General features: G+C 42.2%; 13 protein-coding genes and 1 pseudogene. 3 read left to right on the top strand and 11 right to left on the bottom strand.

What is annotated here, in order from left to right:
* Window positions 1-9: 9 nt before the first annotated feature.
* Both PRIP_RS16590 and PRIP_RS00785 read right to left on the bottom strand, forming a co-directional pair.
* Complete coding sequence (locus tag PRIP_RS16590; RefSeq protein ID WP_077912864.1) at window positions 10-117, bottom strand: putative holin-like toxin; 108 nt, start codon at window positions 115-117, stop codon at window positions 10-12.
* A 200-nt stretch (window positions 118-317) separates the two neighbouring features.
* Window positions 318-1088, bottom strand: a complete 771-nt coding sequence (locus tag PRIP_RS00785; RefSeq protein WP_036098950.1) for a Cof-type HAD-IIB family hydrolase — start codon at window positions 1086-1088, stop codon at window positions 318-320.
* A gap of 546 nt (window positions 1089-1634) precedes the next feature.
* Here PRIP_RS00785 and PRIP_RS00780 point away from each other — a divergent pair.
* Entirely contained in the window at window positions 1635-1844 is a 210-nt protein-coding gene (locus PRIP_RS00780; RefSeq protein WP_036086579.1) for a DNA-dependent RNA polymerase subunit epsilon, read from the top strand.
* A 6-nt stretch (window positions 1845-1850) separates the two neighbouring features.
* A complete protein-coding gene (rnjA, locus tag PRIP_RS00775; RefSeq protein WP_036098949.1) occupies window positions 1851-3518 on the top strand; it encodes a ribonuclease J1 in 1668 nt (555 codons plus the stop codon).
* Window positions 3519-3584: 66 nt separating this feature from the next.
* On the opposite strand, the gene PRIP_RS00770 is transcribed toward rnjA, so the two are convergent.
* The 3 genes from PRIP_RS00770 to PRIP_RS00760 all read right to left on the bottom strand — a co-directional run bounded on the left by PRIP_RS00770 (window position 3585) and on the right by PRIP_RS00760 (window position 10359).
* On the bottom strand, window positions 3585-4661 hold the full coding sequence (locus PRIP_RS00770) for a GntR family transcriptional regulator (protein WP_036098948.1): 1077 nt from the start codon (window positions 4659-4661) through the stop codon (window positions 3585-3587).
* A 91-nt stretch (window positions 4662-4752) separates the two neighbouring features.
* Entirely contained in the window at window positions 4753-7059 is a 2307-nt protein-coding gene (locus tag PRIP_RS00765) for a bifunctional metallophosphatase/5'-nucleotidase (protein WP_036098947.1), read from the bottom strand.
* A 192-nt stretch (window positions 7060-7251) separates the two neighbouring features.
* Window positions 7252-10359 carry an alpha-mannosidase gene (locus tag PRIP_RS00760; RefSeq protein ID WP_036098946.1) on the bottom strand — a complete coding sequence of 1036 codons (3108 nt, stop codon included), beginning with the start codon at window positions 10357-10359 and terminating at the stop codon, window positions 7252-7254.
* 385 nt (window positions 10360-10744) lie between these two features.
* Between PRIP_RS00760 and PRIP_RS00755 the strand changes: the two genes are divergently transcribed.
* A complete protein-coding gene (locus PRIP_RS00755) occupies window positions 10745-11722 on the top strand; it encodes an LCP family glycopolymer transferase (protein WP_036098945.1) in 978 nt (325 codons plus the stop codon).
* A 53-nt stretch (window positions 11723-11775) separates the two neighbouring features.
* Here PRIP_RS00755 and PRIP_RS00750 read toward each other — a convergent pair whose 3' ends face one another.
* The 6 genes and pseudogenes from PRIP_RS00750 to liaF form a co-directional block, all read right to left on the bottom strand.
* Complete coding sequence (locus tag PRIP_RS00750) at window positions 11776-12609, bottom strand: FUSC family protein (protein ID WP_036098944.1); 834 nt, start codon at window positions 12607-12609, stop codon at window positions 11776-11778.
* Complete coding sequence (locus PRIP_RS00745) at window positions 12606-13517, bottom strand: hypothetical protein (protein WP_036098943.1); 912 nt, start codon at window positions 13515-13517, stop codon at window positions 12606-12608. The genes PRIP_RS00750 and PRIP_RS00745 overlap by 4 nt, the downstream gene beginning before the upstream one ends.
* A gap of 164 nt (window positions 13518-13681) precedes the next feature.
* Entirely contained in the window at window positions 13682-14341 is a 660-nt protein-coding gene (locus tag PRIP_RS00740; protein ID WP_036098942.1) for a potassium channel family protein, read from the bottom strand.
* Window positions 14342-14358: 17 nt separating this feature from the next.
* A complete protein-coding gene (locus PRIP_RS00735; RefSeq protein ID WP_036098941.1) occupies window positions 14359-14997 on the bottom strand; it encodes a response regulator in 639 nt (212 codons plus the stop codon).
* Window positions 14994-16047 (bottom strand): annotated as a pseudogene (locus PRIP_RS00730) (sensor histidine kinase). Before PRIP_RS00730 ends, PRIP_RS00735 begins: the two are co-directional and overlap by 4 nt.
* The gene (gene liaF, locus PRIP_RS00725; protein WP_036098940.1) at window positions 16044-16757 is read right to left on the bottom strand and encodes a cell wall-active antibiotics response protein LiaF; all 714 of its coding nucleotides are present in this window, start codon (window positions 16755-16757) and stop codon (window positions 16044-16046) included. The pseudogene PRIP_RS00730 and the gene liaF overlap by 4 nt, the downstream one beginning before the upstream one ends.
* Window positions 16758-16794 lie beyond the last annotated feature (37 nt).

The following is a 16794-nucleotide window of genomic DNA, read 5'->3' as shown; positions in this document are numbered from 1 at the left end:
AGATGGGTTTTATTTGTCGTGTCTTGATGTGTCCACGATAACAATAACTAACTTGACTAATGATACAACAAACATACCAAAGCCAATAGCCACTGTTAACGCTTCTGCGACTGACATCAGGCATTCCCTCTCTCCAGATTTGTTTGAATTGAGAGCATACCCCAGATAAATCGGCGACAAGCGCTCGATTTGTGTACGGCAGGAAACACATCTTACCCGAAGAGAAAAATTATTCTATCACCATGTATTTCCTTGCGATTCATGAAACTCTAGTGGCACTACAAAAATGGCGAATCAGAGTTGACTCGCCGTTTCTTTTATAATAATCCTAAATGTTGTAATCCCTTTAACAGACCGTCGTCATCCACCGAATCCGTCACATAATCCGCCACTGCTTTTACTTCATCGCGACCATTTCCCATCGCGACTCCCGTGCCGACTTCTTGTAACATTTCAATATCATTTAAACCGTCGCCAAACGCATAGGCATCTTCAATTTTGAAGTCGAGACGTTTTAGCATTTCGCGAATTCCTACTGCTTTAGACCCATTGGCTGGTGCTACATCCATCGACACATCATGCCAACGCAAAAAGCCGTATTCCGGGAAATTTTCTTTGTAAAACGCATCATAACTCTCGTCCGCAAAAAGCAAACATTGATATAGTGTCCGGTCTTTATAAAACTCGGCATCAAGCTCAGGATATCCTTCTTTCAGTGAATTCATCCCTTCATGTACTTTATGATGATCCGGAATATTCGTGCGAAGCGTCTCCTCATTCATGAACACAAGCGGGTGATCCAACTCCTCACTAAGCACAATCAAGCGCTCCATCGATTGCTGTGGTAGCGGATTATCAAAAACCATCTCCCCTTCAAAAACCACGTATTGCCCATTAAAGCTCACATACGAATTAATATTTAGTTCTTTACATATTTCTTTTAATAAAAATGGTGCGCGACCAGATGCAATAGCTACGTAAACATCCTTGTCTTGCAAAGCTTTCACAGCTTTTCTTGCCGAATCTGGAATTTCTTTCTGTTCGTTCACCAATGTACCGTCCACGTCAAAAAACACAATTTTTTTCATGACCAATCTCCTCAAAACCAAATTTGCGGGGAAACAACACCCAAAAAAAGTTCTCCACATCAGTATACCAAAAAAAACACAAAAACGGGCAATTTCGAACGAAAAAGACGACTGTTTGCGACTAAAAAAATAAATTTCGTAAGTACTTCTTGTATTTTCTACCCTTTTTTAAGATATTGTAGTAGCATTTATTGATTTTTATGGTATATTAGAACTCAAGGATAAAAGTTCGGATTCTTTTTCAAAATGAAGTGACTCGTTATACCTGCCATGAATTGAAATCATTTTCTTCCCATTTTGTTTAAAATGCGCAGAATAATGGTATTCAATTGTAGTAGGGAGAAGATGCGCAGAATGTCATGTTATAAGCTAAACTCGTAGCTCACCTTAGCAATATCGATACGTATGGCTACCATTGTTTCTTTTTGCCTTTTTATTAGCGTCGTCACCCTTTTTATCCATGAAACTGTATGTAAATAGACTGCAAATGAGGAGCAGTGCTGTTTTTACAATGAATATTAACTTAAACATAAAGGAGAGAAAAAAATGATTTTTAAAGTGTATTTTCAAGAAACAAAAACGGAAACACCAGTAAGAGAGAAGACAAAATCGATTTATGTGGAAGCAAGTGGCGCGCCAGAAGTTCGCGTTATTCTTAAAGACCAACCCTTCCATATCGAACTAATAGAGGAACTTAGCGAAGCACACCTACAATATGAAAAACAAAATGAAGATTTTCAACTGTGGGGGCAGTAATCTGCTATGAAATTTGTAAAAAATAATGAAACAGCCGTTTTCGCACTCGGTGGTCTAGGCGAAATCGGAAAAAACACATACGGCGTGCAATTTCAGGATGAAATAATCCTCATCGATGCTGGTATTAAGTTCCCAGAAGATGAACTGCTAGGCATTGATTACGTTATTCCTGATTACACCTATCTAATAAAAAACAAAGAAAAAATTAAAGGCCTTTTCATCACCCATGGTCACGAGGATCATATCGGTGGCGTTCCTTACTTGCTTCGCGAACTAAATATCCCCGTTTATGCTGGAAAATTAGCTGCAGCATTAATTCGCAATAAATTAGAAGAACATGGCTTGTTACGCCAAACAAAAATCTATGAATTTGAAGAAGACGATGTTTTCAAATTCCGCAAAACTAGTATTTCATTCTTCGCAACAACACATAGTATCCCTGATTCCTACGGGATTGTTGTCAAAACACCATCTGGTAACATCGTCCACACAGGCGATTTCAAGTTTGACTTTACACCTGTTGGCGAACCAGCAAACTTAACAAAAATGGCGGAAATCGGAAAAGAAGGCGTGCTTTGCTTGCTATCTGACTCCACAAACGCCGAAGTTCCAAACTTTACAATGAGCGAACGCGTTGTTGGCGAAAGCATCAAAAATATTTTCCGTGATGTGGACGGCCGAATTATTTTTGCAACATTCGCATCCAACATTTATCGTTTACAACAAGTTGTTGAATCTGCAGTTGAAACTGGCCGTAAAATCGCTGTTTTCGGTCGTAGTATGGATTCAGCAATTGCTATCGGAATTGAACTTGGCTATATTCAGGCACCAAAAGACACGTTTATCGAATGGGGTCAACTGAACAAACTGGCAGCCAACGAAGTAACGATTCTTTGTACAGGTAGCCAAGGAGAGCCAATGGCAGCACTTTCACGTATCGCTAACGGGACGCACCGCCAAATTCAAATTCAACCAGGCGACACTGTTGTTTTCTCATCTTCACCGATTCCAGGAAACACAATCAGCGTAAACCGCACAATCAACTTACTATATCAAGCAGGCGCTGAAGTTATCCACGGTAAAGTAAACAACATTCACACATCTGGTCACGGTGGCCAACAAGAACAGAAACTAATGCTTCGCCTAATGAAGCCTAAATATTTCATGCCAATTCACGGCGAATTCCGCATGCAAAAATTACACGCCCAATCCGCGTTTAATTGCGGTGTTCCATTAGAAAATAGCTTCATCATGGAAAACGGTGATGTCCTTGCTTTAACCGCTGATTCTGCACATGTTGCAGGTAAAATCCAAGCAGCAAGCGTGTATATCGACGGAAGTGGCATTGGCGACATCGGAAACATCGTATTGCGCGATCGCCGCGTCTTGTCCGAAGAAGGACTCGTTATCGTTGTTGTTTCCATTAGCATGAACAAAAACAAAGTAATGGCAGGCCCTGATATCATTTCCCGCGGTTTCATCTACATGCGCGAATCAGGCAACCTCATCAACGAAGCACAAGGCTTACTGCGCCGTCACCTAAACAAAGTGATGGATGGCAAAGCCACACAATGGTCTGAAATCAAAAACGAAATTACCGACACACTTCAACCATTCCTTTACGAAAAAACAAAGCGTCGGCCAATGATTTTACCAATCATTATGGAAGTCTAGGCGTCAAAAAAGCATCAAATCCTGAGGCAAAGCATTCGCGCTCTTGTCCTTTCGATTTGATGCTTTTTATTGTTTTCTAACAGCTACCGTATCCCCTAAAACAAGTTCGCCATCTAACAACACGCGTTCCGGTTTAGCGTCCCCTGCAATGGCCCGTTTTAAAAGCGCCACAGCCTCTTTAGCAATCGCAACCTCATCTTGCTTCACATGCGTAAAACAAACCCCACCAGCAAGCTCCTCTGGCGAATCAAAGCATATGAGCGAAATATCTGTAGGCACTCGATACCCCAAGCTTTGTAAACTCTCCCAAACACGAACCGCCAATTCATATTCAGCCACAAACAATGCCGTCAACGTCGGATTTCGCTGTAATAAATCAACCAATTGCCCATGCAACAAATCCACTTGGGCATCAACCAGCCAAGCCTCACGCTGAATCGCAATGCCCTGATCCGCATGACTCTCAATAAACCCTTCCAGACGCTCCTCCACCGAAGAATTAAAACTTGGCTCCATCGACACAAAGCCAATATCCCGGTGCCCCTGCGAAAATAAATACGCAAGCGCCTCCTTCGTCATTTTCACATTATTCGTGCCAACCGACTTCGTCTTCATACCTTTCACTTGGCGATCAATCAAAACAAACGGATACCGATCCACAATCAACTGCAAAATCTCGGCCCCGAGGTACTCCCCAGAAGAAGGCCAAATCAGCAATCCATCCACATCCAACTGCTTCAACTTCAAAATTGCATCCGCCTCCAAATCAGGCTTCCCATGCGATTGCAACAATAATAACGAGCCTTCCCGTTCCCAAACTTCCTCGCTCAATGTCTCAATCAAACACTGCCCAAATGGTGCAGCAATCCCAGCAACAACAGCTCCAAACATCGCAGTCTGCTTCCGTTCATGCTTCTGTGGCTCACCCAAAACAAACGAACCCCGTCCCGGCCTGCGAATAATCAACCCATCCTCCGCCAAAATTTCCACCGCGCGCTTCGTCGTAATTCGGCTTACCTGATAGGCCTTCGTCAGCTCCATCTCCGTCGGCAACTTAGCACCCACAGCAAGTTCCCCCGTCGCAATTTGCCGCTTCAAATCATCACTTATTTGCTGATACATTGGTTTCGTTCCATTTTTCATGCCATCATACCTTCCAGAAATCTCATCATGTCTTCATTATATACTAAAAACGGTCAGGCGTACCAGTTAGGCACGCCCGACCATTCCGAAATTATGCAGCTTTGCGTCTTAAATAATAGACAGCCGCACCAATCAATACAAGTCCACCAAAAATGGCACCCGTTTGCGTTTCATCACCAGTCTGCGGCAATGCCCCGTCTTGCTTCACAGGAACAATAGCAGAAGGCGTCTTGCTTCCATTATCCGTCGCCGCTGGAGGTGTCACAGCAGGCGTAGTCGTACCACCATTATTACCATTCGGGTCTGGCGTCGTTGCTCCACCACTATTGTCTCCAGGTACCTCTTCTCCACCACCGTTATCAACCGGATCAGCCGCCATCACAGCTACCGTAAACACCTTACTATAGCCATTCGCGTCCGTCACCGTCACATCAAACGTATCGCCCTCTTTCAAGTTCTCACTGCCCATATCCACTTCAAAGTTACCATCCGCATCTGCCACAATCGGTGCAGCCTTCGCCGTCTTCACAGCTAGCGTATCAATAGCTACCGTCGCACCAGGAACCGTTTTCCCTTTAAAGATAGCATCTTTTTCTTTGTACGATTGGAATGTCGTGCTGTCCGTAATTGCTTGAATAGCCGCATCTTCTTTTTCCTTCGCAATCTCAGCTTCTGTTTTGAATACCTTGCGGCCTAATTCAGGCGTTACAAGCTTCGTTTGGGATTGAATATAGTTAATAAATGTATCCGTATCTGGATCAATAACATCGACTTGCTTACCTTTCGTGAATGCCGAGAACGAATCTCCGCCACCGAACAAAAAGTCATTAATTACCACACGATAAGTCGCAGATTCATCCAGCTTCGTGCCATCCTCTTTCTTCACATCCACCACACGCTTCTCACCCGCATCATTCTTCGTGTACGTATACGTCAAACCCGATACTTGTAAAAAGTACTTCTCAGACTCATCATATTGCTGATTCAGCGCTTCCACAATATCCGCGCCAGTCAATTCTACCACTTGCAAAATGTTCCCAAAAGGCTGTACCGCTTGCGCCGCGCCCCACGTCACTGCGTAAGACCCATTCGCCGCTGTACCAACCAAGTCCGCACGAATACCACCGTTATTCGTCATCGCAAAATCCACAGAAATCCCTGCTTTTTTCGCCATCTCGCGTTGACCATCCGTAATTAAATTGCCAAGTGGCGACTCATTATCCGCATTCGTATCACGCGTCATAACCGCACTATCCATTTGACCAATCGGTTTACTAATCACTGGATTCACAAGCGCATACGCCTCATCAATTACCGAACGAACTCCAGCATCTGGTGTCACATCTTGCAAATTATATTTAACCTCCGCATTCGGCGTTGCTTCAAAATCTTTCGTTGTTTTATTGAGCACACCCGTCACATTCGAATACGCCTTCCCATTATTATAACTTTGCACAATACGTGTATTACCAACTTTGCCATTCGTATATTGATGATTATGTCCCGCTAGAACAAGATCCACACTATTATCCGGAGCGATTTGGTTCACTTTATTCATCATGTCAACCGCAGCACCAGACACACTACCTTCCCCATTCGTCGGATTTCCAGGAGTCAAAGCAGGCACGTGAGAAAGCACCACAATCGCCTTCACCCCTTTTGCTTGCAGTTCCGCAGAATATTTCGCAATCGTTTCCGCCTCATCCAAGAAATTATAATCTTGAATATGATTCGCCAAAACTAAAGAAGGAATCTCCGTCGTCACGACGCCGATAAAGCCAACATCAACGCCACCCATATTCTTAATCTCGTATGGTTTAAAGCCATAAGGAATCGTGCCATCCGACTTCTTCACCACATTCGCCACCACAATCGACATATCAGATGCCTCATGATCATAGTTCTGCGTGATTTCATTAAAATCAGTCGTATCGCCACCATCTAAAATACGCTTAAACTCCGCCAAACCTTCATCAAACTCGTGATTCCCAAGCGTCCCAATCTCGAATTTCATTCGATTTAGCACCTTAATAGTTGGTTCATCTTGTAGCAAACCAGATACCGCAGGGCTAGCCCCCACCATATCTCCAGCTTGTACACGAACCGAATTCCCCGCCGCATTGTCTGCTAGTCCATTCGCCGTTAAAAAATCTGCTTCCGTATTATTCAGATTCGTCGCTAAATAATCCGCGCCACCAATCTTACCAAGCGGTGAACTAGAAGGAGTATCCAGCGCCCCGTGGAAATCATTAATACCCAAGATCTGTACAGGCACCAAATTTGAATCTAACGCAGCATCCGCCGTATAACCATTACTCCCAATCGCCGTCGTGCCAATCCCAAGTGTTAAACCTGCTGCTAAAACTACCTTTAACCCTTTTTTGTAGATATCTTTCACGTTTTAAAAGCCTCCCTTTAGTTTTTGCAAAGCAGTCCACGCCTTTTGTTATGTATATTATTTCATTGTCCCGCCTCACTTGTAAGCGTTTTTCAAGCTTACCCCATCATTGTAACAAAAGCGCTCCTAATTTTCAATGCGACAAAATTTACAAACGCCTACCTAAGAAAGTAAGCGTCTGCATCTAAAATCTTATTTCATCATCACTTTAAATGTTTTTACCTCGTACGGTGTTACCGAAAATACAAAATCACCTGTTTTTAATTCGCCTATCGGTCGCTCCATCAAATCGCATTCCTGCCATGACACAAGCTCAAAATCACTCGTAAGCGTAATATTGCCACGTCCACCAGTAAACTCATGCAAGCGAATAATAACCGTGTCGTCATCTTCCGCCTTTTTCACCGCGTCAATCTGCACTTGCTCCTTATTCGTCCGTAACAACGAACGATTATCATGTGCTCCCAACGCTACGCGAAGTGGATTATTAAGCATCCAAGCCTCCTGCACAACGTCACCCGCTACAAAATCACCAACATGCGGCAATAACGCGTATGTGAACTGATGCTCGCCCTGGTCTTGCGTAACATCCGGGTAGGTCGCTGATTTCAACAACGTCAAGCGTATCACATGATCCTTAATATCATGCCCATATTTACAATTATTTAAAATACTCACACCATATCCCGTTTCACTCAAATCCGCCCATTGATGTCCAACCGTTTCAAAACGCGCATAATCCCAGCTCGTGTTCCAATGTGTTGGACGCTTCACATTGCCATATTGAATATCATATGTCGCTTCCGTCGCCATCACATCCACAGGGAATGCCACTTTCAATAACTGCTGCTGTTCATGCCAATCTACTTCCGTTTCAAAATCAATCCGCGCACTATCCCGATACAAATGCATCCGCTGACGAATTTTTGAATCACCATAAGCCCACACCATTTCCAGCGTCACTTTTAGCTTGCCATTGTGCACCACTGTCACACCTTGCAAGTCCGTTACTTCCCGCATTTTTTCTTGGTAATAAATATCAATATCCCATGCATCAAAATTCATCGGTTTATCTTCAAAAACTTGCAGCACATTGCCTCGTTCACCGCTCGCCAATACTTCTCGCTGATTCTGCTTATCATAGAGCCGTGTCCATTGCCCCGCCTCATTCCAAGTCAGCACATAGTGATTCGTTTCCAAACATTGCTCACCAACCTCCGCAAGCTTCTCCTCATTCACGGCGCCATCAGCCACCTCATAAACAAGCGTCCCAGCTCCCATCGAAGGCAACTGTTCCACAGCCACAAGCCAGCTTCCAGCCTCATTTTTCTCCGCATCCAATAACTGCCCAGTCTCATCCTTCCAAACAACAGTATCCTCCGTCGGAATCGCAATCTCCGCCAAACGAGGCCGCTCCCAAATCGAACTATTTAGCAATGTCACACTACCAGCCGCTGTCTCATCCATCGAGCTCATTTCATCATATGCCGCAAGCGCTAAATTCTCTGCCTCCTCATATTCCACAACACAGTCCTCATATACCTCCTGAATCGAAGAACCCGGAATAATATCATGAAACTGATTCCGCAACACAATGCGCCAACTCTCACGCAACAAATCGCTCGGATACGCCGCGAAATCCCCATTCGAAAGTCCTTGCAACACTTGGAACCATTCCGCATCCCGCAACAACAGCTCTAATTTTCGGTTCATCTTCTTGTTATACGCCTGCGAAGTATACGTCCCGCGATGGTACTCAAAATAAAGCTCCCCATTCCACGTATGCACATAATCCTCCGTGTTCTCAATCCGCTCATGCAACCGCTCAAAATAAGGCCCCGCAAGACCTGTCTCCACTTTTGGCATGCCTGGCATCTTATCAAATCGCGCAATCATCTCAAGCATTTCCCGCGTCGGACCACCGCCACCATCACCAAAACCATACGACACCAGCATCTCATTGTTCAAATTCTTGTCCCGATAACTATTCCAAACACCCTTTACTGTTCGCGCCGTGATATTCCCATTATACGTATAATAAATATCATGCACTTCCGGCGTCGTAATAAAGTGCGTCAAAATCTCCGAACCATCTATCCCACGCCACCAAAACGTATCATGCGGCATTCGATTAAACTGATTCCAGCTAATCTTCGTCGTCATAAATGTCTCAATCCCAGACTTCTTCAAAATCTGTGGCAGCGCCCAGCTATAACCAAACACATCTGGTAACCACAGATATTTACTCTCCTTACCAAACTCCTCCTTAAAGAATCGCGTTCCTTGCAAAATCTGCCGTACAAGAGACTCGCCCGAAGGAATATTACAATCCGCTTCCAACCACATCGCGCCTTCCGCTTCCCAACGCCCATCCGCAATCCGCTCTTTCATTTTCGCATAAATGTCTGGATAGTCCTCTTTAATATACGCGTACAACTGCGGCTGAGACTGTAAAAATTCATAGTTCGGATACTGCTCCATCAAACGCATCACCGTCGAAAACGAACGCGCCGACTTCTCACGCGTATGCTTCAATCGCCATAGCCAAGCTACATCAATATGCGTGTGCCCAACACACGTCACCGTCACATCGAAATTTTTAGGCATCGCATCTATTTTTTCATTCAGCAAGTTTCCCGCAACATACAATGATTCCAAATGCATCTGACTCCCCGGTTTCGTCCAATCAATTACCCGAAAGCTATGATCCAGTGCCTGCAATAAACCATGGCGCTCCGTACTTTTCTCATCCAAATAATCCAACGTTTGCACAGCCGCATGCGCCGTATAATACAAGTCATCAATTGTCATATCTAAGTAACCAATAAACGCTTCATTCAAGCGATGCTCCTGCGTCGTTACCTTCCCTCCGCCTTCAAGCCCCGACCAAAGTCGAAACGTTAATTCTAGCGTCTCCCCGGCAAGCCCATCATCAAAAAATACTTCCTTATGATTCTGATCTACGCCTTGATACGGCTTTCCGTTCACATACAACAATGACTCAAAACCAGAATTGTTCCCCGCTCCCGTTTTACCAAAATCAAAAAAACCCAGAATTCGCTTCCCATCCTGTTTCTCCGGTAACGTCACAGTCGCACGCAACCACACATACCGATCTCGACCTCGCCAATCACTTCCAAGACCAATCGTGTCTTTAAAAACCAAATTATCCGGCCGGCTCCCAATCTCACCAGCCATATCTTCCAATATACCAAACTCTCGAATGACTTCCGATTTGTTATAGCGATACAACTCTACCTCACGATTCCGATTTTGCACCTTTTCCTTCGTCCAAAACATTCATAGCCCTCCTAATTTAAACGCTTTCATTTATAGCAATTAATATATCATATAAACCAAATATGTCAAATAGACAAATTAAAGAAAGAAGCCACAGCAAACATGCTAGAAACCGTATTTCTACCTATTAATGCTATATACATATGGACAACCCACCTAAAAAACAGGAATCATCGCTCCGTTAAATAAATATATAGCTCCAAATAGTTACTTTTCATGGCAAATTTTCTTTATTTTATCATGAAATTCTAATTTGATTTCTCCCCCTTGGGATGATACGATAAGTAGTAAGTATCGATTCTCACACTATTGATATTTCTATGCAATTTTGTAATTTAATCTACTAAAATAAGACGTGTCAATACACAGAAAGACAGGCCAAATTATGGATACTATTGATTTTCAGCCGTATGAGAAGAAACCGTCCAAGCTTGCACACTGGTTGCAAGTATCATTTGTCGTATTATTAGGTATTGCTTTTACAATCGGTACCTTTGGAATTCATTACTATAACAGTATTCAAGAAACGTTAAACAACATCCATGTGCCACTTTCCAAAGATAAAGCTTCTACAAGTACATTAACAGATGGGCATTCTTTTTCTATTTTACTTATCGGAACTGATGCTCGTGCTGGTGAAAAGAATGGTCGCTCCGATTCGATGATACTAGCTACAATTAATAAAGAGAAAAATTCTGTGAAGATGCTTAGTATTCCACGTGATACAAAAGTAACGTATGACAATGGTGATATCGGAAAAATAAACGGGAGCTATTCTAAAGGTGGCGCAGAAGGTACCGTAGACGCGGTTGAGAAGCTAATGAACGTTCCCATCGATTATTATGTTACCATTAATATGAAGGGCTTTAGCGACCTTGTATCAGCTGTAGGCGGTGTTCGCGTTACAAACGACATCAACCTAACAGAAGTAAATAAGAAATTCGTCAAAGGAAAAATCGACTTAACCGGAAAAGAAGCATTGCAGTACGTCCGTATTCGTCATGAAGATCCTCGAGGCGACTTTGGTCGTCAAGACCGTCAACGCGATGTAATTATGGGAATCAGTAACGAGCTTGCTGGCACTACATCTATCACACACTTCAATAAATTGATGAAAGCAGTCGGCGATAATTTCACAACAAATCTCAGTATGGATGATATTGTTGAAGTTGCAACAAAATATGCAAGCGTCCGAAATGACGTAGAAACACTAAAAATGGAAGGCGAAGGCGTCTCTATCTATAGTGAGGCATATGGCTTTAACTTATACTACTATGAATTAGACAGCAAATCTAAAGCCGCAGCAACAAAAATTTTCCGCAATCACTTAGGCTTATCTACAGATACCACAACAACCGAATAACAAACAAAAACCAGCTGGACAGGAGGATTTTTCTTCCTAACAGCTGGTTTTTATTATATCGCCTGCATTTTTTGCTCTGTTTTCATATATAACTTCTCAAAAATTTGTTCATGGAACGCAATCACTTCCTGTACTTCAGCATCTACTTCTGGATGATGATATAACACTTCCATGTTCTGTAACATCTGTTCCAAATCATGAATCATCAACAGCATTGGCTCAGCTTCCTCTATTTTCGGTACAAAACTACTATCTTCTATCATTTTCGCCCGTTCTTGCTTCAGCCCCTGTAATGCCTTCCAAGCCGCTATCAAATCGTCATGTAGATTTTCCTTATTTCCATACTTCGTTCGAATGTCCCTAATCTGGGCAAAACAAGCTTTGGCATGGTAATTAAAAGTTTGATTCATCTCCGTCTTTTTCTTCGGATACAAGGCGTAAATAATAAAACCAATTGTCAGGCCGACTAACGTATCAATCATCCGGTTGTTAATATAAAGCACTGGCTCTCCCTCACCCTTACCAACAAGTACCATCACCGTAATAACCGCAATAACTGGCGTAAACTTCCCAACAAATAAATAACCCCATAACACAGCAATCGTTGCACCAATCGGAATCATCAAAAAGTGATTATCTGGCAGCAAAAAATAAAAGAAAACACCTGTCAAGCCACCAAGAATCGTCCCCAAAATCCGCTCCACGCTCGATTTATATGTCGCACCTTTCGTTAACTGGGCCGTGATATAAATCGCATTAAATACATATGCTGGATATACAATATACTTCCCGAAAAACGGATACAACAACACACAAATTAGCAGACTAAGCAAAACTTTGGCTACGCGTGGATCTAACGCTACACGTTCTTTAAATGTTGTTTTCATTCTGCTTGTCCTCCTTTCAGTGTTTCTAAACTTGTTCGTATTTCTCGCATTCCCTCCACGTATTCGCCAAGATGGAAAGCCAAAATAGGATCTTCCATTTCGCTTACAGGAACTTTTTGAAAGCCGAGGCTGGCAAGTTCTTTCGCTTTTGTCTCACTCACTTGATATTGATTCAGCTCTGAAATAGTCGTTAAACTAAAATAGACACGTAAATACGAAGTTAATACCTTTTGATAAACAACAACATGTGCCTCCTGCTTATTTTTGCCACTCGCATATTCATGAATCAACATCTGCGATTGGATGAAAATTCCATACAATGGTTTTGGACGACCTTTTTCACCTTTTATGAGCATAGTTTGTAATTCTTTTTGAAAGAGTCCCATTGTTTGCTTCATCATCATTTGGATCATTTTCTCGATTGGAATGTGGATAAAATGAACAATGAGGCGGACAACTACGAAAAAAATAGCAACGTCAATAAGCGCAATAATCAGTACAAACCAGTATGGCACGCTCATATCCGATGTATCAAGAAAGAACAATGCCGTTCCAACCGCCATCGTGATAACCATATATTTTTGCGGCATTAAAAAGTTGATGATAAGTAACGCAATCACCATCACGACAAAATAAACATATACATTCGTATCAAAAAATGTGGACGATATGCCAACGATAAAGCAAGCCGCAGCAAACATGATACCGATTTTAGGCATCGCCTTTTTTGTGAATCCGCTTGTTGGTTGAATAGATATAATCCCCATTAAAAGTGCGATGGGAAGAAGTCCAACGAATTGAGGAACAAGTACCGTATGGGCAAACACACAAATAACAGAAAAGACAAAGACTTGGAGCATATGTATTAATCCCTTAATTCCCAGTTTTGATAATATTACTTTTTTCATTCTATGTTGCCCCTTCTTTTTTTAGTTTATATTACTTAAAAATTTTATCACACATTGCATTTTTCCGATAGTTGTTTCTTCTTTACCCTTATTTCAAGCCACTAAGACAGCAAAAGCCAAAATAAAAAGGCTTAGCACACAATCCGTCACTTCGCCTCCTTACTTTATTGAATTTGTTCTTGCAATCGTTCAATATCATCATCGCTACCTATCACAATCAAAACATCGCTGGATTGTAGAACATCGTTTGCTTCAGGTGTGATAATCATTTGTTTGTCGCGCTTAATACCTACAATATTAACGCCAAACGAGTTTCGGAAATCGAGTTCATGTAAGCTTTTTCCGAGAAAGCGACGATTTGAAACAGAAATTTCGACCAAGCTGTATTCATCGGATAGTTCCAAATAATCCAGCATATTTTTGGAAACAATGTAATGCGCAATGCGTCGACCCATATCACGCTCTGGATGAACAACTCGGTCCGCACCAATTTTGTCGAGTAACTTAGCATGTTTATCGTTAGTTGCCTTCGCAGTGACATATTTTACGCCCATTTCTTTTAAAATCAGCGTCGTTAAAATACTGGATTGAATATCTTCACCAATGGACACAATCACATGTTCAAAATTACGAATACCGAGTTGGCGTAATGCATTTTCATCCGTCGAATTACAAATTACGGCGTGTGTCGCAATTGACATGAATTCATTTACGCGCTCCTCATTGGAATCGATGGCCAACACTTCCATCCCTTGTTCCACAAGCGATTTACAGATGCTCCCGCCGAAACGTCCTAAACCAATAACCGCAAATCCTTCTTTCATCGCAGTAATCCGCCTCCTTACTCTTTTTCCACTAGATCATGCTTAAACGCATAGATTGCCGCTTGTGTACGGTCTTGTACGTCTAATTTCGATAAAATATTGCTGACATGTGTTTTCACTGTTTTGAGTGTAATAAAAAGTTCGTCCGCAATTTCTTGATTGGACTTTCCTTCTGCAATCAGTAACAAAATTTCATTTTCACGATTCGTTAAATCATCATGTAGATTCTTCTCTGGTTTCGCCGTCAAACGTTGCATCATCTTACCAGTCACTTCTGGTTCTAAAACCGAGTCCCCACCGTATGTAGCACGAATAGCATCCGCAATTTCGCCAGCAGTCGATGTTTTCAGCATATAACTCGATGCACCAGCTTCAAGTGCAGGATATACTTTCTCATCATCAATAAAACTCGTCACAATAATAATTTTGGCTGTCTTCCATTGACGCATAATTTCCTTTGTCGCTTCAATGCCATCCATTTCATCCATTACTAAATCCATTAAAATAATATCTGGGCGCAATTCCATCGCAAGCTCTACGCCTTCACGACCATTTTCTGCCTCGCCAACAACTTCCATATCGTCTTGCACAGAAAGATACGCTGAAACACCAATGCGCACCATTTCATGATCGTCAACTAGTAATACTTTTATCATTCGCTGTCCACATCCTTTTTCACCAGTGGTATTTTAATTTCCACACTTGTTCCCTTCTTAGGAAAACTGATAATCTTAATTGAGCCACCAAATTCAGCCACTCGTTCACGCATATTTTGCAAGCCATAAGAACCTGTCTGTACTTTGTTCATATCAAAACCAATCCCATCATCGACTACTTTTAGTACAACCAAATTATCAATGACAATCATCCGCACTTCTAGTAAATTGGCTTTGGAGTGGCGCAACGTATTCGATAACAATTCTTGAACAATACGGAATAAATGATCTTCAATTCCTTTTTGAAAAGAAATGTCCTCGATTTGCCATTCGACTTTGATCGGTAATTTTGTCGTTAATTCTTTTAGCAACTGCTCAATTCCCGTTTTTAGCGACTTTCCTTCTAGCTGGATTGGTCGCAAGTGAAGTAAAAGCGCGCGCATTTCAGATTGTGACTCGTTGACGATGGATTCTACCATTTTCAATTGTTTTTGCATCGTTGGTGTTGCATTCTTCTCGCTTTGCTCGTTCAATGCCGATAAAAGCATCATTGCAGCAAACAACTGCTGGCTCACCGAATCATGCAATTCCCGCGCAATCCGGTGCCGTTCTTCCGCCAAAATGGCTTCCTTTGACTGGCCTGTTGTCTCGGCACGCTCATTCGCAATTTCTTGTGTCATAACAGTCTGTGCTTTCATTTTATCGCGTAATCGGTCAATTTGTTTATACACCTGCTGAATTTCCGCGTAAGTATCTTCCTCATCCGCCGAGCGTTTCTCAAGCTCGCCTTGTTCTAGTAATCGCAACGAAAAATCAATCGCTTCAAACTTCCGCTTAATGATGTAGCCAATAACGGCCCCAACAATCAATCCAATCGAAATCGCCATCAGTACAATAAAAACAATATACGGCAAATAAAAAAATCTTCTGGCCTATCAATAAATCATACCAAGACATCTTGCTTCCCGTCTGATAAACCAAAGTCGTTCCAAGCGTTGCTAACAATAATAAAGTCGTCGTTGTTGCCATCGAGATACGTGTGAACGTCATAAGCGAATCACCTCTAAATCTCCAAGCACAACCGACGTTATAATTTTCACCTTCCGCGGTGCTTTCTCATAATTATCCGAGTAAATCTTAATCGTGTCATTTTGGACAACCGTACTTTCTTTATCGTACTGCAAATGACCGAAAATCGCGGAGTGCTCCAGACAAATACCTAAGTCAAACGGCACAAGCAAACGAATTTTCCCTGAAAAGCTCCGAATTAGCACAACACTATCTCCTGTTGGCAAAACCGTATTCCCAAGATCAATAATCGTATCACCAATTCCAGTCTGAATATTAATATCATCCCATTCATATACAACATCTAGCACCCGCTGGTTACCAAACCATTGATTGCGAATAAATGTATTACGCGGATTGTTGTTCTCTGCGGTCTCTTTCGTCTTCACCATCAACAATTGTGGCGCACGTTTCCTGCTAATATAATAATAAACTGCAAAAATACCCGCAACAACTAAACCGATTTTAAATGTTGCCGTTAATAATACCGATATCAGAATAAATACAGCAGCAATAAAAAGTCTTGTCCGCGCTTTCTTTTTCGGTATACCTTCTTTCCGCGATATGAACAAGAAGCAAATACCAATCGCAAACAAAACAAGCAATTCCCACCTAAAAAGCATCTCAAAAGCAATACCTACAGCAATTAATACCAAAAACAAGAAAATAAACGAACCTTCTAGTTTTTTCATCTGAATACACCCCCCTTCGCTGTTCATTTTTTGAGTT

Origin of the sequence: Paenilisteria riparia FSL S10-1204 (assembly GCF_000525995.1) — a bacterium.
GTDB lineage: Bacteria > Bacillota > Bacilli > Lactobacillales > Listeriaceae > Listeria_A > Listeria_A riparia.
This window is presented reverse-complemented; position numbering and strand designations above follow the sequence as displayed.